This is a genomic window from Salmonella sp. JXY0409-18 (assembly GCF_020268625.1).
GTDB lineage: Bacteria > Pseudomonadota > Gammaproteobacteria > Enterobacterales > Enterobacteriaceae > Salmonella > Salmonella enterica.
In genome coordinates, this window is sequence record NZ_CP084216.1 from 23,606 (window position 1) to 40,720 (window position 17,115).

Here is a 17,115-nt window from a genome sequence, read left to right on the forward strand (position 1 = left end):
TTAGCCAATTGTAATTATTGATACCAATCAATATCCATGATGGGTTTGTATTTAGTATTGACGGGCCTCATGAGTAAAAAAATAAAATTTAATTAATCATGCCGCAATACCCCATAAGGATAGTGATATGAAAAAAATTACCCTCTATGCGACAACGGTTATCACCGTTGGGCTGTTATGTTATTTAGGTTTGTCCGGGTATGTATGGTATTACGACAAACAGCGCAGTAAAAAAAGCGATGTGCAGGCCTCGGTTGTGGGTGAAAATAATAAAATACTGGGTTATTTCAGGGAGAAAGGATGTGATTATTGTCATACGCCTTCCGCTGAATTACCTTTTTATTCCTCTTTTCCGGTGGCAAAGCAGCTAATGGATTACGATATCCAGCTCGGCTACAAATCGTTTAACCTGGAGGCGGTACGGGCCGCCCTGATTGCGGATACGCCGGTGCCGCAAAGCGAACTGAATAAAATTGAATGGGTTATGCAACATCAGACTATGCCGCCAACCCGCTATGTCGCGCTGCACTGGGCGGGGGGCGTCAGCGATAAAGAGCGTACTGACATCCTGAACTGGATAGCCGATCAGCGTGAGCGCAACTATGCCAGCGCCGATACCGACGCCGCGCACCGGAATGAACCCGTTCAGCCTATTCCGCGCAATATTCCCGTCGATGCGAAAAAAGTCGACTTAGGTTTCCGTCTTTATCATGATGAACGTTTATCCGGCGACAGCACAATATCCTGTGCGCATTGTCACGCGTTAAATGCGGGCGGTGTCGATGGCAGAAAAACCTCAATTGGCGTTGGCGGTGCGGTAGGACCAATAAATGCGCCGACGGTATTCAACTCCGTATTTAATATCGAACAATTTTGGGATGGTCGTGCTGCAACCCTGCAGGAGCAAGCAGGCGGACCGCCGTTAAATCCTATTGAAATGGCTTCTAAATCCTGGGATGAAATTATTAGCAAGCTTGATAAAGATCCTGTCCTGAAAAAAGATTTCCAGGCGGTTTATCCGCAAGGATTTACCGGGGAAAATATTACTGATGCGATCGCCGAATTTGAAAAAACGTTGATAACGCCGGATTCCGCCTTTGATAAATGGCTACGTGGAGATGAAAATGCGCTGACTGCGCAACAGAAACACGGTTATCAATTATTTAAAGAAAATAAATGTGCAACCTGTCACGGCGGTATCATTTTAGGCGGGCGCTCTTTTGAACCATTGGGATTAAAGCGAGACTTTAATTTTGGCGAAATTACCGCAGCGGATATTGGTCGTATGAACGTCACCAAAGAGGTTCGCGATAAATTACGGCAAAAAGTCCCGGGCTTACGCAACGTCGCGTTAACAGCGCCTTATTTCCATCGGGGCGACGTACCGACGCTGGATGGCGCGGTAAAACTGATGCTGCGTTACCAGGTTGGCACAGATCTGCCGCAAAACGATATTGACGATATCGTCGCCTTCCTGGAAAGCCTGACCGGTGTTTATACGCCATATCAACCTGAATATGCGCAATGACAATGATGCTTGAAGCCAGAGATCTGTACTGCGAGCGGGACGAGAGGACGCTGTTCAGCGGGCTGTCGTTCACCGTGGAGGCCGGGGAGTGGGTGCAGGTCACCGGCGGCAACGGCGCCGGAAAAACCACCCTGCTGCGCCTGCTGACCGGGCTGGCGCGTCCGGACGGCGGCGAGGTGTACTGGCAGGGCGAACCCCTGCGCCGCGTGCGCGACAGCTTCCATTCCGGCCTGCTGTGGATAGGGCACCAGCCGGGGATTAAAACCCGCCTGACGGCGCGGGAGAACCTGCATTTCTTCCACCCCGGCGACGGCGCGCGTCTCCCGGAGGCGCTGGCGCAGGCCGGGCTGGCGGGATTTGAGGACGTGCCGGTCGCCCGGCTTTCGGCCGGGCAGCAGCGCCGGGTGGCGCTGGCCCGCCTGTGGCTGACCCGCGCCGCGCTGTGGGTGCTCGACGAGCCGTTCACCGCCATTGACGTTAACGGCGTGGCGCGCCTCACCCGGCGGATGGCGGCGCACACGGCGCAGGGCGGGATGGTCATTCTCACCACCCACCAGCCGTTGCCGGGGGCCGCGGACACCGTCCGCCGCCTGGCGCTGACCGGCGGGGAGGCTGGGCTGTGATGTGGCGTGTCTTCTGTCTCGAACTGCGCGTGGCGTTCCGCCACGGCGCGGACATCGCCGGCCCGCTGTGGTTCTTCCTGATGGTCATCACCCTGTTTCCGTTAAGCGTCGGGCCGCAGCCGCAGCTGCTGGCGCGTATCGCGCCGGGCATCATCCAGGTGGCGGCGCTGCTGGCCTCGCTGCTGGCGCTGGAGCGGCTGTTTCGCGACGACCTGCAGGACGGCAGCCTGGAGCAGCTGATGCTGCTGCCGGTGCCGCTGCCGGCGGTGGTGCTGGCGAAGGTGCTGGCCCACTGGGCGGTGACCGGCCTGCCGCTGATTATGCTCTCCCCGCTGGTGGCGCTGCTGCTGGGGATGGACGTGTACGGCTGGAAAATCATGGCGCTGACGCTGCTGCTCGGCACGCCGGCGCTGGGGTTTCTCGCCGCGCCGGGCGTTGCGCTGACGGCCGGCCTGCGGCGCGGCGGCGTCCTGCTGGGCATTCTGGTGCTGCCGCTGAGTGTCCCGGTGCTGATTTTCGCCGCCGCGGCGATGGACGCGGCATCGATGCATTTACCCGCTGACGGCTATCTGGCGGTGCTGGGGGCGCTGCTGGCGGGCAGCGCGACGTTAAGCCCGTTCGCCACCGCGGCGGCGCTGCGCCTCAGCGTGCAGTAGCGCTCCGGCGCGACGGACATTTTACTGGTTTCAGGAGGTCAGGTGACGACTATGTGGAAAACCCTTCATCAGCTGGCGGCGCCGCCCCGGCTGTATCAGATTTGCGGCAGGCTCGTGCCGTGGCTGGCGGCGGCCGGCATCATCGTGCTGGCCACCGGCTGGGCCCGGGGCTTTGGTTTCGCCCCGGCGGACTACCAGCAGGGGGAGGGCTACCGCATTATGTACCTGCATGTCCCGGCGGCCATCTGGTCAATGGGTATCTATGCGGCGATGGCGGTGGCGGCGTTTACCGGGCTGGTCTGGCAGATGAAAATGGCCAGCCTTGCCGTCGCGGCGATGGCGCCGGTGGGGGCGGTGTACACCTTCATCGCGCTGGTCACCGGCGCGGCGTGGGGCAAACCGATGTGGGGCACCTGGTGGGTGTGGGACGCGCGCCTGACCTCGGAGCTGGTGCTGCTGTTTCTCTACGCCGGGGTCATCGCCCTGTGGCACGCCTTTGACGACCGTAAAATGGCCGGGCGCGCGGCGGGCATTCTGGTGCTGGTCGGCGTGGTGAACCTGCCGGTTATCCACTATTCCGTCGAGTGGTGGAACACCCTGCACCAGGGCTCGACGCAGATGCAGCAGAGTATCGACCCGGCGATGCGCTCGCCGCTGCGCTGGGCCATCGCCGGCTACCTGCTGCTCTTTATGACGCTGGCGCTGATGCGGATGCGCAACCTGATTTTACTGATGGAAAAACGCCGCCCGTGGGTGAGCGAACTGATACTGAAAAGGGGGCACCGGTGAGTCCGGCATTTTCATCGTGGAGCGATTTTTTCGCCATGGGCGGGTACGCCTTTTTTGTCTGGCTGGCGGTGGCGATGACCGTGGCGCCGCTGGCGCTGCTGGCGCTGCACACGGTGCTGCAGCGCCGGGCCATTCTGCGCGGCGTGGCGCAGCAGCGGGCGCGCGAGGCGCGGATGCGTGCCGCACAGGCGCAACAGGAGGCGGCGTGAACCTGCGACGTAAAAACCGGCTATGGGTGGTCTGCGCGGTGCTGGCGGGCCTGGGGCTGACCACCGCCCTGGTCCTGTACGCGCTGCGCGCGAATATCGACCTGTTCTATACCCCCGGCGAAATTCTCTACGGCAAGCGCGAGACGCAGCAGCTGCCGGCGGCGGGCCAGCGCCTGCGCGTCGGCGGGATGGTGATGCCCGGCAGCGTCAGGCGCGCCCCGGACTCGCTGAAGGTGAACTTCAGCCTCTACGACGCCGAAGGGGCGGTGACGGTGAGCTATGAGGGGATACTGCCGGACCTGTTCCGCGAGGGGCAGGGGGTGGTGGTGCAGGGCACCCTGGAGAAGGGCAACCACGTCCTGGCGCAGGAGGTGCTGGCCAAGCATGACGAGAACTACACCCCGCCGGAAGTGGAAAAGGCGATGCAGGAAAACCACCGCCGCCCGCAACGCGCTGATAAGGACACCTCATCATGATGCCTGAATACGGCCACGCGCTGCTGTGCCTGGCGCTCGGCGTGGCGCTGCTGCTGTCCGTTTACCCGCTGTGGGGCGTGGCGCGCGGCGACGCGCGGATGATGGCGTCGGCCGGGGTGTTCGCCTGGCTGCTGTTTATCTGCGTGGCGGGCGCGTTTTTCGTGCTGGTGCACGCCTTTGTGGTTAACGACTTCACCGTGGCCTATGTCGCCGGCAACTCGAACACGCAGCTGCCGGTGTGGTACCGGGTGGCCGCCACCTGGGGAGCGCACGAGGGCTCGCTGCTGCTGTGGGTGCTGCTGATGAGCGGCTGGACCCTGGCGGTGGCGGTGTTCAGCCGGCCGGTGCCGGCGGATATCGTCGCCCGGGTGCTGGCGGTGATGGGAATGGTCTGCGCCGGTTTTCTGGCGTTCATCCTGTTCACTTCCAGCCCGTTCGCCCGCACGCTGCCGGCCTTTCCGGTGGAGGGGCGCGACCTGAACCCGCTGCTGCAGGACCCGGGGCTGATTTTCCACCCGCCGCTGCTGTACATGGGCTATGTCGGCTTCTCGGTGGCCTTCGCCTTCGCCATCGCCGCGCTGCTGAGCGGGCGTCTGGACAGCGCGTTCACCCGTTTTGCCCGCCCGTGGACGCTGGCGGCGTGGGTGTTCCTGACGCTGGGCATCGTGCTCGGCTCGGCGTGGGCCTACTACGAGCTGGGCTGGGGCGGCTGGTGGTTCTGGGACCCGGTGGAGAACGCCTCCTTTATGCCGTGGCTGGCGGGCACCGCCCTGCTGCACTCGCTGGCGGTCACGGAACAGCGCGCCGGCTTCAGGGCGTGGACGCTGCTGCTGTCCATCTGCGCCTTCTCGCTGTGCCTGCTGGGCACCTTCCTGGTGCGCTCCGGGGTGCTGGTGTCGGTGCACGCCTTCGCCTCCGACCCGGCACGCGGGATGTTTATCCTCGCCTTTATGGTGCTGGTCACCGGCGGCTCGCTGCTGCTGTTCGCCGTGCGCGGGCACCGGGTGCGTTCGCGGGTGAACAACACGCTGTGGTCGCGCGAGTCGCTGCTGCTCGGCAATAATGTCCTGCTGATGGCCGCCATGCTGGTGGTGCTGCTGGGCACCCTGCTGCCGCTGGTGCACAAACAGCTGGGGCTGGGCAGCATTTCGGTGGGGGAGCCGTTCTTTAACACCATGTTCACCTGGCTGATGGTCCCCTTTGCCCTGCTGCTGGGGGTGGGGCCGCTGGTGCGCTGGGGCCGGGACCGGCCGCGTAACATCAGGAAACTGCTGCTCACCGCCCTGGTCTCCACCCTGGTGCTGTCGGTACTTTTGCCATGGCTGCTGGAAGATAAAATCATCGCCATGACGGCGGTGGGGATGGCGATGGCCTGCTGGATTGCGGTGCTGGCGGTGGCCGAAGCCGTACAGCGCGTGTCCCGCGGCGCCAGGATTTCCCTCAGCTACCTGGGAATGGTGGCGGCGCACCTCGGGCTGGCGGTGACGATTACCGGCATCGCCTTCAGCCAGAATTACAGCGTGGAGCGTGACGTGCGGATGCGGGCGGGCGACAGCGTGACCATTCACGACTACCGCTTCACCTTCCGGGAGGTGCGGGACATCACCGGCCCCAACTACCGTGGCGGGGTGGCCCTCATCGGGGTGACGCGCCACGGCGAGCCGGAGGCGGTGCTGCACGCGGAGAAACGGCTCTACAACACCAGCCGGATGGTGATGACCGAGGCGGCGATTGACGGCGGGCTGACCCGCGACCTGTACGCCGCGCTCGGGGAGGAGCTGGACAACGGCGCGTGGGCCGTGCGCCTGTACTACAAACCGTTTGTCCGCTGGATATGGGCCGGGGGGCTGCTGATGGCGCTGGGCGGGCTGCTGTGCCTGGCGGACCCGCGCTACCGCCGCCGTAAACCATTGCCGGAGGCCGGATGAAACGCAACGTACTGTTATTACCGCTGCTGATTTTTCTGCTGATTGCCGCGGCGCTGCTGTGGCAGCTGGCGCGCAACGCGCAGGGGGATGACCCGACGAATCTCGAATCGGCACTGACCGGAAAGCCGGTGCCGGCGTTCCGCCTGGAATCGCTGGAGACGCCGGGTCAGTACTACCAGGCGGAGGTGCTGACGCAGGGGAAACCGGTGCTGCTTAACGTCTGGGCCACCTGGTGCCCGACCTGCCGCGCCGAGCATCAGTACCTGAACCGGCTGGCCGCGCAGGGTATCCGGGTGGTCGGGCTGAACTATAAGGACGACCGGGCGAAGGCGGTGGCCTGGTTAAAGGAACTGGGTAACCCGTATGCGCTGAGTTTATCGGACAGCGACGGGATGCTGGGGCTGGACCTGGGCGTGTACGGCGCGCCGGAAACCTTCCTCATCGACGGCAGGGGGATTATCCGCTACCGCCATGCGGGCGATTTGAATGCCCGGGTATGGGAAAGTGAACTGAAACCGCTGTGGGACAGATACAGCCGGGAGGCGGCGCAATGAGACTGTTACCGGGCATGGTGATGCTGATGCTGGCGCTGGTTATCTCCGGGTCAGCGCGGGCGACCACCGACGTGATGCCGTTTAAAGATGAAGCGCAGGAGCAGCAGTTCCGCCAGCTCACGGAGCAGCTGCGCTGCCCGAAATGCCAGAACAACAGCATTGCGGACTCGAACGCGATGATAGCCACCGACATGCGCCGCAGGGTGTATGACCTGATGCAGGAGGGGAAGAGCCGCCAGGAAATCATCGATTACATGGTGGCGCGCTACGGCAACTTTGTCACCTACGACCCGCCGCTGACCCCGCTGACGGTGCTGCTGTGGGTGCTGCCGCTGGCCGCCATCGTGGCGGGCGGGTGGATAATCGTTGCCCGGACGCGCCGGCGGGTGCGCCTGCGCCGGGAGCCGCTGCCGGCGGACACCCCGGTTTGCGGCGCGCGCGCCGGGTGGGGCGTTTACGTGCCGGGGGCCGTCATTGCGCTGGTCGTGGCCGCCATCAGTTACTCACAGACCGGCAGCTATCAGCAGGTCAGGGCCTGGCAGCAGGCGACGGCGCAGACGCCCGGGCTGCTGGCGCGGGCGCTGGACCCGCAGGCGCAGCCGCTGAATGAAGAGGAGATGGCGCGGCTGGCGCTGGGGCTGCGCACCCGCCTGCAGAATGATGCCGGCAATGTTGAGGGCTGGCTCATGCTGGGGCGCACCGGTATGGTACTGGGTAATGCCGGTACCGCCACCGGGGCGTATGCGAACGCCTACCGCCTGGACCCGAAAAACAGCGATGCGGCGCTGGGCTACGCGGAGGCGCTGACGCGCTCGTCCGACCCGGAGGATAACCGCCGCGGCGGGGAGCTGCTGCGCCGGCTGGTGAGCCGTGACCACACGGATATCCGGGTGTTAAGCCTGTATGCGTTCAGCGCCTTTGAGCAGCAGCGCTTTGGCGAGGCGGTGGCGGCCTGGGAGATGATGCTGAAGCTGCTGCCGGCGGGTGACGCCCGGCGGGCGGTGATAGAGCGCAGTATCCGGCTGGCGCAGGAGAAATAATGCCCTGACGGCCCGGTGGCGTGGCGCCATCGGGCCTGGCTATCTCAACGATACGCTAAAGCCTGAAAGTGAAGCCCGTGTGAAGTATGATGGCGAGCATCGTCTCTTATCAGGACATCCTATGAAACAAATCACCTTTACGCCGCGCCATCACCAGCTTACCAACACCAATACCTGGACACCTGACAGCCAGTGGCTGGTCTTTGATGTACGGCCTTCAGGCGCGTCATTTACGGGCAAGACCATTGAGCGTGTCAATGTGCATACCGGCGACGTGGAGGTGATTTATCGCGCCGTGCAGGGCGCGCATGTCGGCGTGGTGACGGTGCATCCTGCCGACAATCACTATGTGTTTATTCATGGCCCTGAAAACCCTGATGAGACGTGGCATTACGATTTCCACCACCGTCGGGGCGTTATTGCAACGCCGGGGGGCGTGACTAACCTCGATGCGATGGATATTACTGCGCCGTATACTCCCGGCGCGCTGCGCGGCGGCAGCCACGTCCATGTATTTAGCCCGAACGGCGAGCTGGTGAGTTTTACCTATAATGACCACGTTCTGCATGAGCGAGATCCGGCGCTGGATCTGCGTAATGTCGGCGTGGCCGTGCCGTATGGGCCGGTTACGGTGCCGGTTCAGCATCCGCGCGAATACAGCGGTAGCCACTGGTGCGTACTGGTTAGCCGCACGACGCCTGCGCCGAGACCTGGCAGCGATGACATTAACCGCGCCTATGAAGAGGGCTGGGTGGGCAACCGCCAGATCGCCTTTATTGGCGATACGCTGTCGCTGACGGGCAAAAAAGTCCCGGAGCTGTTTATTGTCGATTTACCGTGTCATGAAAACGGCTGGAAACAGGCAGGCGACACGCCGCTGACGGGAACCGAATCAACGATGCCATCGCCGCCGTTGGGCGTAGTTCAGCGGCGTCTTACCTTTACTCACCAGCGTGTTTACCCTGGGCTCACTAACGAACCACGCCACTGGGTCCGCAGTAATCCGCAGGCGACGGCGATCGCCTTTTTGATGCGGGACGATAACGGCGTAGCGCAACTGTGGCTGATATCGCCGCAGGGAGGCGAGCCCCGGCAGTTAACGCATCATGCGACCGGCGTACAGTCAGCGTTTAACTGGCATCCGTCGGGTAAATGGCTGGGACTGGTGCTGGAAAATCGGATTGCCTGCTGCGACGCACAAAGTGGGAGGATCGACTTCTTAACCGCCAGGCACGACAACCCGCCGTCTGCGGACGCCGTCGTTTTTTCACCGGATGGGCGACACGTCGCATGGATGGAAGAGGTGAAAGGGTTCCGTCAGCTATGGGTGACGGAAACCGGGCGATAGATCAGGGAGGAGGCATCTTCGCCGGGGGGATGACGGCATTGGTCATTTTCGTCTCCTCCTCGCTTTTCTCTACGCGCGATCTTACCGAACTGTCTTTGCGGAAGATGTCCCACGGCAGAAGGATCGTATCCATCACGGCGGTAAACGGCATATCCAGGATAGCCAACGATTTGGTGCCCCAGTTTGTCTCATCGTTACCGATCATCGTAGCGCTGGCGCGCGTGCCAGGATAAGTACCCTCTTTACCGCCGGTGTGCGACATGACGCTTGAACAACCGCCTAATAAAAGCATCCCATTCCATATTATCAGCGTTAACAACACGTTTTTTATCATCACTCATTCATCTGTTGGTTGTCGTTATTTGCATGATGAGTTATAGCGATCCGTTGCTAAAAATAACATCACCAGTACGCGGCACTGTGGCAGTAATCGCACTTTAACAATCAGTGCTGTCCCAACCAGTCTATGCAATAGCCAATAAACTGCAAAAAAAAGTCGGATTAAAATACTTGAAAAGTACGTATTCAGACCCATTTATAAGACGTAGTGAATAGAAGGGCACGCCTGATGGGTGTTCTGGCAATCCTGGCCTGTCCATGATGGAAGGTCTGACATTCTCGCTGATTTCAGGAGTTTATGATTATGCGTAACTTTGATTTATCCCCGCTGTACCGTTCTGCCATTGGTTTTGACCGTCTGTTTAACCTGCTTGAAAATAACCAAAGCCAAAGTAATGGCGGCTACCCTCCGTACAACGTTGAGCTGGTAGACGAAAACCACTACCGCATCGCCATTGCCGTTGCCGGTTTCGCGGAAAGCGAACTGGAGATTACTGCCCAGGATAATTTACTGGTGGTAAAAGGCGCTCATGCGGACGAGCAGAAAGAACGTACTTACCTGTATCAGGGCATTGCCGAGCGTAACTTTGAGCGTAAGTTCCAGTTAGCGGAAAACATTCACGTTCGCGGCGCAAACCTGGTCAACGGGCTGCTGTATATCGAACTGGAGCGCGTGATTCCGGAAGCGAACAAACCGCGCCGTATCGAAATTAACTGATTCCGTCGGGTCGCGTTGCGCGGCCTGTCATCCCATGCTCGCCGTCAGGGAGCATATTCGCACGTAAAGTGTGAAGGTAAAAACTCGCTTCTTAGAAGGAGAAATGATTATGCGTAACTACGATTTATCCCCACTGCTGCGTCAATGGATCGGTTTTGACAAGCTGGCCAATGCGCTGCAAAACAGCGGCGAAAGCCAGAGCTTCCCGCCCTATAACATCGAAAAAAGCGACGATAACCATTATCGCATTACCTTAGCGTTAGCCGGTTTCCGTCAGGAAGATCTGGATATTCAACTGGAAGGCACGCGCCTGACGGTGAAAGGCACGCCGGAACAGCCGGAAAACGAGCCCAAATGGTTACATCAGGGCCTGGTCATGCAGCCTTTTAGCCTGAGCTTTACGCTGGCTGAGAATATGGAAGTTTCCGGCGCGACGTTTACCAACGGCCTGCTGCATATTGATTTAACCCGTAACGAGCCGGAAACCATTGCGCCGCAGCGTATCGCCATTAACGAACGCTCCGCATTAAATAGCTAATAAGCTCCTTGCCTTGCCCCGCCAGAGATGGCGGGGCTTTTTTGTGCCACGAAAAAGGGTAAGACGCTGCCGAAGTCAGGACGTCTGGGCGGTTTTGTAACATGAGAATGTGCGCCATGCTGTATATATGCCTTAACGGTTCAGTCATAATCCCTATAAATTGAAATGTTACTCACAGGGAAGAAAAGATGAGTGATATCGCATTGACGGTCAGCGTTCTGGCGTTGGTGGCGGTTGTCGGTTTATGGATCGGCAACATTAAAGTGCGCGGTGTCGGCTTTGGTATTGGCGGCGTTCTGTTCGGCGGTATTATCGTCGGCCACTTCGTCGATCAGGCTGGGGTGACGCTGAGCGGCGATATGCTGCACTTTATCCAGGAATTCGGCCTGATTCTTTTTGTTTATACCATCGGCATACAGGTGGGGCCGGGGTTTTTCGCCTCGCTACGCGTTTCCGGGCTGCGTCTCAATCTGTTTGCTGTTCTGATTGTGATTATGGGCGGGTTGGTCACCGCGATTCTGCATAAAATTTTCGCTATTCCGCTGCCAGTGGTGCTGGGGATTTTCTCCGGCGCAGTCACCAATACGCCTGCGTTAGGGGCGGGTCAGCAAATCCTGCGCGATCTGGGAACGCCAGTGGATCTGGTGGATCAGATGGGGATGAGCTATGCGATGGCGTATCCGTTTGGCATCTGCGGTATTTTGCTCACCATGTGGCTGATGCGGCTGATTTTTCGCGTTAACGTCGAGGCGGAGGCGCAGAAGCACGAATCCTCTCTCGCTAACGGTCATTCATTAATTCAAACAATGAATATCCGTGTCGAGAATCCGAACCTCAATAATATGGCTATCCAGGATGTGCCGATCCTGAACAGCGATAAAATTATTTGCTCACGCCTGAAACGCGACGATACGCTGATGGTGCCGTCGCCGGGGACGATTATCCAGGCAGGCGACCTGCTGCACCTCGTCGGCCAATCTACCGACCTGCATAACGCGCAACTGGTGATCGGCAAGGAAGTGGACACCTCGTTGTCGACGCGCGGCACGGATTTACGCGTCGAGCGTGTGGTCGTCACCAACGAAAAAGTGCTCGGCAAACGTATCCGCGATTTGCACTTTAAAGAGCGTTATGACGTGGTTATCTCCCGTCTTAACCGCGCGGGCGTTGAGCTGGTCGCCAGTAGCGACGCCAGCCTGCAGTTTGGCGACATTCTCAATCTGGTGGGGCGTCCTGCCTCGATTGATGCGGTAGCCAATGTGGTCGGCAACGCGCAGCAAAAACTCCAGCAGGTGCAGATGCTGCCGGTGTTTATCGGCATCGGGTTAGGGGTTCTGCTTGGGTCAATCCCGTTGTTTGTGCCGGGATTCCCGGTCGCGTTAAAACTGGGGCTGGCCGGCGGGCCGCTGATCATGGCGCTAATTTTGGGGCGTATCGGCAGCATCGGTAAGCTGTACTGGTTTATGCCGCCGAGCGCCAACCTCGCGCTGCGTGAGTTAGGCATCGTTTTGTTTCTGGCGGTCGTTGGGCTGAAATCCGGCGGCGATTTTGTCGATACGCTGACGCAGGGCGAAGGATTAAGCTGGATTGGCTATGGTATTTTCATCACCGCTATTCCGCTGATTACCGTCGGTTTGCTGGCGCGGATTTTTGCCAAAATGAACTATCTGACGCTGTGCGGGATGCTGGCCGGTTCGATGACCGATCCGCCAGCGCTGGCATTTGCCAACAATCTTCATGCCACCAGCGGCGCGGCGGCGCTCTCTTACGCGACTGTCTATCCGTTAGTGATGTTCCTGCGTATTATCACGCCACAACTGCTGGCGGTGATTTTTTGGGGAATGGGTTAGCGCCTGATGGCGCGTTGCTTATCCGGCCTATGCACTGTGTTAAATCCAGGCTGGATAACGCGCGCCGCACCGGTCACACTTCTGCTCTTCTTCTTATCTCTTTCCTCAATGAACGCGCTAATCAGCGTAATGGCAACGAGCATAATTCCAATTTGTTTCAGTTAGTTATCAATCTTCTTCGCTTTTTTTTCGTCGCGACGGGTGGTTTTTCAGCTTTTAATTCGGCAATAATGCCTTTCCTGGCGGTGGCGTTGAAAAAGGTCGCAACTGAAATGAAAAATAGCGGCAATGAGCGCGGTTGCGCCGAAACACATCACCAGTGAACTACAGTTATTTTGCAATAAGATTCCCTTGCTGCGGGATAATGTGAAGCATATCAGCAACAACGTGAGTGGTATTCTGAAAACGAACGGGAATACATAAGAACGTAAAAGGAGTCGTCATGAAGATTTCCCGCCTCGGAGAAGCGCCGGATTATCGCTTCTCACTGGCAAATGAGCGTACCTTTCTGGCGTGGATTCGCACCTCGCTGGGATTTCTGGCGGCAGGCGTCGGTCTTGATCAGCTCGCCCCGGATTTTGCCACGCCAGTGATCCGTGAACTGCTGGCGTTATTACTCTGTCTGTTTGCGGGCGGCCTGGCGATTTATGGCTATCTACGCTGGTTACGTAATGAAAAAGCGATGCGTCTGAAAGAGGATTTGCCTTATACCCATAGCCTGTTGATCATCAGCGTTATTTTGATGATTGTCGCGGTGATAGTGATGGGGCTGGTACTGTATGCCGGATAGTCGTAAAGCCCGTCGGCAGAACGATCCGGGGCTGCAACCGGAACGTACCTCGCTGGCCTGGTTTCGCACGCTGCTGGGATACGGGGCGTTAATGGCGTTAGCCGTCAGGCACCACTGGCATCAGGCGGGGTTCTTGTTCTGGGTGTCGATCAGCGTTCTGGCGATAGTGGCGGTGATTCTTTGGCGTTATACCCTGAGTCGTAATTTGATGGATGTCGCGCATAGCGATTTTTCCGAAACTCATGTCGTGCGTGACAAATTTTTGATCTCCCTCGCGGTGTTGTCGCTCGCAATCCTGTTTGCTGTTACCCATATTCGCCAACTTATTGCATTTATCGGGAATTTTATATGACAGGACGTCAGGACATTGTCGTAAGTGATGACCAGATTCAGGTCGTCGTAAATCGCCAGAATAGCCAGCGCCCTCAGCAACTGTACCGTAACTTACAACGGCTCGGCATTCGCAATGTCCATTTTATCCCATTGTTGGAACATGACCGGAACGGAATGTTGACCGAGGATTCATTGTGTTCAGCAGACTGGGGGCGGTTTTTAAATAGCGTATTTGATATTTGGGTACGTGAAGATATTCAGCGTATCTCGGTCCGCCTTTTTGATGAGACGCTACAGCAGTGGTGCGGCGGCAGGAATGGCGTTGAAGCGCCGGACAAGGCGCCGCTAAGCGCTGAATGTCAGAAGTGCTCTTTATTACGATTTTGCGGCGGCGGATGCCCTGAGCATCGGGATAGCCAGGGGAAAAACCGGCTTTGCGAGGGCTACCAGACCTTTTTTAACTACTCCTCGCCGCATATGCGGGTGATGCGGGATTTACTGAAACAGCATCGCTCGCCGGAGGAGTTGATGGCGATGCTGCGTTAGCGTCGTAAGCCTGATAAGCGTAGCGCCATCAGGCGATGGCGTGCCGGATGGCGCTGCCGTCTTTCCGGCACTGAGCGAGTATTAGCGTCCTTTTGCCAGGTATTGTTCCATTTCATCCTCCGGCACCATGCCGCCCCCGGTTGCCCATACCAGATGCGTCGCGTTGCCGAGCTGCGTCTGACTGAATCCATGCCTTTGCTGATACACGGTGGCGGCGCAAATGCGCTGTGGCCCGGCCATCCCTGCCAGAGCTGATGGCTCCAGTCGAATTCCTTCCTCCTGCGCCAGCCAGCCCAGCATGTCATACATTGTTTGATCGTCTAAGGTATAGAGGCCGTCAAGCAGACGCTCCATTGCCCGACCAACAAAGCCTGAAGCGCGACCTACCGCCAGGCCGTCAGCCGCCGTCAGGTTATCAATACCGATATCTTGTACTGAGATGGCATCGTGCAGACCGGTATAAACGCCGAGTAACATGCAGGGTGAATGGGTCGGTTCGGCAAAGAAACAGTGGACGTTGTCGCCAAATGCCAGTTTCAGGCCAAAGGCGACGCCGCCAGGGCCGCCGCCAACGCCGCACGGTAGATAAACAAACAGTGGGTGGCTGGCGTCAACGACGCGTCCCTGTTGCGCGAATTGCGCTTTCAGACGCTGACCCGCTACCGCATAGCCCAGAAATAGCGTGCGGGAGTTTTCATCGTCGATAAAGAAACAGTTTGGATCGGATTGCGCTGCTTTACGACCCTGCTCAACCGCCACGCCGTAATCATCTTCGTATTCCACGACCGTCACGCCGTGGCTACGCAGCTTCGCTTTTTTCCAGGCGCGGGCGTCGGCAGACATATGTACCGTCACTTTAAAACCGATGCAGGCGCTCATGATACCGATCGATAGCCCCAGATTGCCGGTTGAACCGACGGCGATACTGTACTGGCTGAAGAATTGTTTAAATTCCGGCGAAAGCAACACGCTATAGTCATCGTCGGTGGTTAACAGACCCGCCTCCAGCGCCAGTTTTTCCGCGTGCGTTAGCACCTCGTAGATGCCGCCGCGCGCTTTAATGGAACCAGAGATTGCCAGGTGACTGTCTTTTTTTAACAGCATTTCACCGTCGATCGTTTGCCCATACTCTTTTTCCAGCCGCTTTTGCATGGCCGGAATAGCGACCACGTCAGATTCGATCATGCCGCCAGCGGCAGCGGTTTGCGGAAACGCTTTCGCCAGATACGGCGCAAAGCGCGCCAGACGGTCATGGGCGGCGTTTACGTCCTGCTCCGTCAGGCCGACATACGGTAGACCTTGTGCAAGAGAGGTGGCGCCCGGGTTAAACCAGGTGGTTTCTTTGAGGGCGACCAGATCCTCGACCAAAGGATACCGGGCGATGAGCTTTTGTATGTTTTCCATAGTACGTCTCTTTACGATCAGATGATAAAGGAAAGCAGGAATGTGCCAGCCAGTGCAACGAAAGATGCGATAAACGTGGCCGTCGTATAGTATTTAAACGTTTCATTCAGCGTAGCGCCGCAATACTGCTTGACCAGCCAGAACAGGGAATCGGTCACGATCGTGCAGCCAATGGCGCCGGAACCAATGGCAATCGCAATGATCTCCGGGCTGACGTCAGGATAGAGCGGCAGCATGGGCGCAACAATCGCCGTGGCGCCCATCATCGCCACCGTCGCAGAGCCGACCGCCGCGTGCAGAATCAGCGCTACCAGCCATGCCAGCAGAATCGGGTGCATATGCATATTTGAGAGGATCACCGCCAGCGTGTCCGCCAGCCCGCTACTTTTGAGAATGGCGTTGAACGCGCCGCCCGCGCCGATAATCAGCAGGATGTTCGCAATGGCGCCAAAGCCGTTTTCGGTGTGGGTAAGTAGCGCGCTCATCCCCATATGCTGGCGCAGACCGAGTATGTAATACGCTACAAAGACAGCGATAAACATCGCGGTGATCGGATTACCGATAAACTCCAGCAGCGTATACAACGTGCCGTCTTTCGCCATATTCAGTTCAGCGACGGTTTTCACCAGCATCAGGCCAATCGGCAACAGAACGGTAAATAGCGTTGCGCCCAGCGATGGCAGGGTGTTTTCGGCGCGCACTTCAAGATCCGCAAACTCTGTCGGTACGGGCTTGAACGGCAGACGATTACCCAGAAACTTTAAGAACAGCGGGCCGCCGACCAATGAGGCCATCAGTCCGACCAGCAGACCGTAGACAATCACCGAGCCGATATCCGCCCCCAGTTTATTTGCGACAAACAGCGCAGCCGGATGCGGCGGTACCACGCAATGGACGGCCATCAGCGCGGTACACAGCGGAATGGCCAGCTTCAGCAGCGAGGTATGGGTTTTTTTAGCGATAGAAAACGCCAGTGGGATGAGCAACACGACGCCCACTTCCACGAACAACGTGATACCGCAAATCAGTCCCACCAGTACCATGATCACGTCAGCAGAGAGCCAGCGACAGCGCTGGAGCGTAAGCCCGATGCGTTCCGCCGCGCCGGAAACCTCCATCATTTTGCCGAGGATGGTGCCAAGACCGATAACGGCGGCCAGAAAACCGAGCGTACCGCCTATTCCGTTTTCTATCGCCGTGACCATCTCCAGCGGCCCCATGCCCATCATCGCGCCGACAAAGAAACTGGCGAGCAGTAACGCCAGGAAGGGGTGGAATTTAAACTTCACGATGGTCAATACGATTAACACGATGCTGATCAGCAGCGTGCTCACTACCCAGATTTGAGCGTGCATATCTCACCTACCCTGTGATTAATCTGTTCTTATTGGACAGAAAAACAGCACCTCCTGACAAACGATATAATTTGCCATTCACATGATGTAA

Annotated in this window: 19 protein-coding genes and 1 other annotated feature; of the genes, 16 read left to right on the plus strand and 3 right to left on the minus strand. The window is 58.4% G+C overall.

Annotation, left to right across the window (positions count from 1 at the left end; translation table 11 throughout):
• Nucleotides 1–127: 127 nt before the first annotated feature.
• The 10 genes from LDB27_RS00090 to LDB27_RS00135 all read left to right on the plus strand — a co-directional run bounded on the left by LDB27_RS00090 (nt 128) and on the right by LDB27_RS00135 (nt 9,151).
• Nucleotides 128–1,528, plus strand: coding sequence for a cytochrome-c peroxidase (locus LDB27_RS00090; protein ID WP_000724469.1), 1,401 nt, complete (start codon nt 128–130; stop codon nt 1,526–1,528).
• 5 nt (nt 1,529–1,533) lie between these two features.
• Nucleotides 1,534–2,151: a cytochrome c biogenesis heme-transporting ATPase CcmA gene (gene ccmA, locus LDB27_RS00095; protein WP_001530032.1), complete on the plus strand. Its 618-nt coding sequence runs from the start codon at nt 1,534–1,536 to the stop codon at nt 2,149–2,151.
• Nucleotides 2,148–2,807 carry a heme exporter protein CcmB gene (ccmB, locus tag LDB27_RS00100; protein ID WP_000990028.1) on the plus strand — a complete coding sequence of 220 codons (660 nt, stop codon included), beginning with the start codon at nt 2,148–2,150 and terminating at the stop codon, nt 2,805–2,807. The genes ccmA and ccmB overlap by 4 nt, the downstream gene beginning before the upstream one ends.
• A gap of 51 nt (nt 2,808–2,858) precedes the next feature.
• Nucleotides 2,859–3,596 (plus strand): heme ABC transporter permease, encoded by a 738-nt coding sequence (locus tag LDB27_RS00105; RefSeq protein ID WP_225519900.1) that lies wholly within the window; start codon nt 2,859–2,861, stop codon nt 3,594–3,596.
• Nucleotides 3,593–3,805, plus strand: coding sequence for a heme exporter protein CcmD (gene ccmD, locus LDB27_RS00110; RefSeq protein WP_000074110.1), 213 nt, complete (start codon nt 3,593–3,595; stop codon nt 3,803–3,805). The genes LDB27_RS00105 and ccmD overlap by 4 nt, the downstream gene beginning before the upstream one ends.
• Complete coding sequence (gene ccmE, locus LDB27_RS00115) at nt 3,802–4,281, plus strand: cytochrome c maturation protein CcmE (protein WP_001053615.1); 480 nt, start codon at nt 3,802–3,804, stop codon at nt 4,279–4,281. Before ccmD ends, ccmE begins: the two co-directional genes overlap by 4 nt.
• Nucleotides 4,278–6,209 (plus strand): heme lyase CcmF/NrfE family subunit, encoded by a 1,932-nt coding sequence (locus LDB27_RS00120; RefSeq protein WP_225519901.1) that lies wholly within the window; start codon nt 4,278–4,280, stop codon nt 6,207–6,209. The genes ccmE and LDB27_RS00120 overlap by 4 nt, the downstream gene beginning before the upstream one ends.
• Complete coding sequence (dsbE, locus tag LDB27_RS00125; protein WP_000828299.1) at nt 6,206–6,763, plus strand: thiol:disulfide interchange protein DsbE; 558 nt, start codon at nt 6,206–6,208, stop codon at nt 6,761–6,763. Before LDB27_RS00120 ends, dsbE begins: the two co-directional genes overlap by 4 nt.
• Nucleotides 6,760–7,803 (plus strand): cytochrome c-type biogenesis protein CcmH, encoded by a 1,044-nt coding sequence (locus LDB27_RS00130; protein ID WP_225519902.1) that lies wholly within the window; start codon nt 6,760–6,762, stop codon nt 7,801–7,803. The genes dsbE and LDB27_RS00130 overlap by 4 nt, the downstream gene beginning before the upstream one ends.
• A gap of 121 nt (nt 7,804–7,924) precedes the next feature.
• On the plus strand, nt 7,925–9,151 hold the full coding sequence (locus LDB27_RS00135) for a DUF3748 domain-containing protein (protein WP_000809941.1): 1,227 nt from the start codon (nt 7,925–7,927) through the stop codon (nt 9,149–9,151).
• A 1-nt stretch (nt 9,152) separates the two neighbouring features.
• On the opposite strand, the gene LDB27_RS00140 is transcribed toward LDB27_RS00135, so the two are convergent.
• Complete coding sequence (locus LDB27_RS00140) at nt 9,153–9,485, minus strand: YceK/YidQ family lipoprotein (RefSeq protein ID WP_001543704.1); 333 nt, start codon at nt 9,483–9,485, stop codon at nt 9,153–9,155.
• Nucleotides 9,486–9,727: 242 nt separating this feature from the next.
• Nucleotides 9,728–9,801 (plus strand) — a sequence feature (ROSE (Repression Of Heat Shock gene Expression) occurs in the 5'-region of heat shock genes and acts as an RNA thermometer to modulate expression.).
• Between LDB27_RS00140 and ibpA the strand changes: the two genes are divergently transcribed.
• From ibpA to LDB27_RS00170, 6 genes are all read left to right on the plus strand, one after another.
• Nucleotides 9,795–10,208, plus strand: coding sequence for a small heat shock chaperone IbpA (gene ibpA / locus LDB27_RS00145; protein WP_001532742.1), 414 nt, complete (start codon nt 9,795–9,797; stop codon nt 10,206–10,208). It overlaps the preceding feature by 7 nt.
• A 109-nt stretch (nt 10,209–10,317) precedes the next feature.
• Nucleotides 10,318–10,746: a small heat shock chaperone IbpB gene (gene ibpB / locus LDB27_RS00150; protein ID WP_001246919.1), complete on the plus strand. Its 429-nt coding sequence runs from the start codon at nt 10,318–10,320 to the stop codon at nt 10,744–10,746.
• A gap of 188 nt (nt 10,747–10,934) precedes the next feature.
• Nucleotides 10,935–12,596: a putative transporter gene (locus tag LDB27_RS00155; RefSeq protein WP_001279793.1), complete on the plus strand. Its 1,662-nt coding sequence runs from the start codon at nt 10,935–10,937 to the stop codon at nt 12,594–12,596.
• Between the two features lie 442 nt (nt 12,597–13,038).
• Entirely contained in the window at nt 13,039–13,386 is a 348-nt protein-coding gene (locus LDB27_RS00160; RefSeq protein WP_000703964.1) for a YidH family protein, read from the plus strand.
• Nucleotides 13,376–13,738 (plus strand): DUF202 domain-containing protein, encoded by a 363-nt coding sequence (locus tag LDB27_RS00165; protein ID WP_001113454.1) that lies wholly within the window; start codon nt 13,376–13,378, stop codon nt 13,736–13,738. Before LDB27_RS00160 ends, LDB27_RS00165 begins: the two co-directional genes overlap by 11 nt.
• Entirely contained in the window at nt 13,735–14,265 is a 531-nt protein-coding gene (locus LDB27_RS00170; protein ID WP_000147835.1) for a radical SAM protein, read from the plus strand. Before LDB27_RS00165 ends, LDB27_RS00170 begins: the two co-directional genes overlap by 4 nt.
• A gap of 81 nt (nt 14,266–14,346) precedes the next feature.
• On the opposite strand, the gene dsdA is transcribed toward LDB27_RS00170, so the two are convergent.
• Nucleotides 14,347–15,669, minus strand: coding sequence for a D-serine ammonia-lyase (dsdA, locus tag LDB27_RS00175; protein WP_000427989.1), 1,323 nt, complete (start codon nt 15,667–15,669; stop codon nt 14,347–14,349).
• A gap of 17 nt (nt 15,670–15,686) precedes the next feature.
• A complete protein-coding gene (gene dsdX, locus LDB27_RS00180; protein WP_225519903.1) occupies nt 15,687–17,024 on the minus strand; it encodes a D-serine transporter DsdX in 1,338 nt (445 codons plus the stop codon).
• Nucleotides 17,025–17,115 lie beyond the last annotated feature (91 nt).

What these genes read in the sequence shown, in the direction of transcription:
- LDB27_RS00120 (WP_225519901.1), top strand. Translation starts at nt 4,278, where the DNA reads ATGATGCCTGAATACGGCCACGCGCTGCTGTGCCTGGCGCTCGGCGTG.
- ccmA (WP_001530032.1), top strand. Translation starts at nt 1,534, where the DNA reads ATGCTTGAAGCCAGAGATCTGTACTGCGAGCGGGACGAGAGGACGCTG.
- LDB27_RS00160 (WP_000703964.1), top strand. Translation starts at nt 13,039, where the DNA reads ATGAAGATTTCCCGCCTCGGAGAAGCGCCGGATTATCGCTTCTCACTG.
- dsdA (WP_000427989.1), bottom strand. Translation starts at nt 15,669, where the DNA reads ATGGAAAACATACAAAAGCTCATCGCCCGGTATCCTTTGGTCGAGGAT.
- LDB27_RS00140 (WP_001543704.1), bottom strand. Translation starts at nt 9,485, where the DNA reads ATGATAAAAAACGTGTTGTTAACGCTGATAATATGGAATGGGATGCTT.
- LDB27_RS00105 (WP_225519900.1), top strand. Translation starts at nt 2,859, where the DNA reads ATGTGGAAAACCCTTCATCAGCTGGCGGCGCCGCCCCGGCTGTATCAG.
- ibpB (WP_001246919.1), top strand. Translation starts at nt 10,318, where the DNA reads ATGCGTAACTACGATTTATCCCCACTGCTGCGTCAATGGATCGGTTTT.
- LDB27_RS00130 (WP_225519902.1), top strand. Translation starts at nt 6,760, where the DNA reads ATGAGACTGTTACCGGGCATGGTGATGCTGATGCTGGCGCTGGTTATC.
- LDB27_RS00090 (WP_000724469.1), top strand. Translation starts at nt 128, where the DNA reads ATGAAAAAAATTACCCTCTATGCGACAACGGTTATCACCGTTGGGCTG.
- ibpA (WP_001532742.1), top strand. Translation starts at nt 9,795, where the DNA reads ATGCGTAACTTTGATTTATCCCCGCTGTACCGTTCTGCCATTGGTTTT.
- LDB27_RS00165 (WP_001113454.1), top strand. Translation starts at nt 13,376, where the DNA reads ATGCCGGATAGTCGTAAAGCCCGTCGGCAGAACGATCCGGGGCTGCAA.
- LDB27_RS00155 (WP_001279793.1), top strand. Translation starts at nt 10,935, where the DNA reads ATGAGTGATATCGCATTGACGGTCAGCGTTCTGGCGTTGGTGGCGGTT.
- dsdX (WP_225519903.1), bottom strand. Translation starts at nt 17,024, where the DNA reads ATGCACGCTCAAATCTGGGTAGTGAGCACGCTGCTGATCAGCATCGTG.
- LDB27_RS00170 (WP_000147835.1), top strand. Translation starts at nt 13,735, where the DNA reads ATGACAGGACGTCAGGACATTGTCGTAAGTGATGACCAGATTCAGGTC.
- dsbE (WP_000828299.1), top strand. Translation starts at nt 6,206, where the DNA reads ATGAAACGCAACGTACTGTTATTACCGCTGCTGATTTTTCTGCTGATT.
- LDB27_RS00135 (WP_000809941.1), top strand. Translation starts at nt 7,925, where the DNA reads ATGAAACAAATCACCTTTACGCCGCGCCATCACCAGCTTACCAACACC.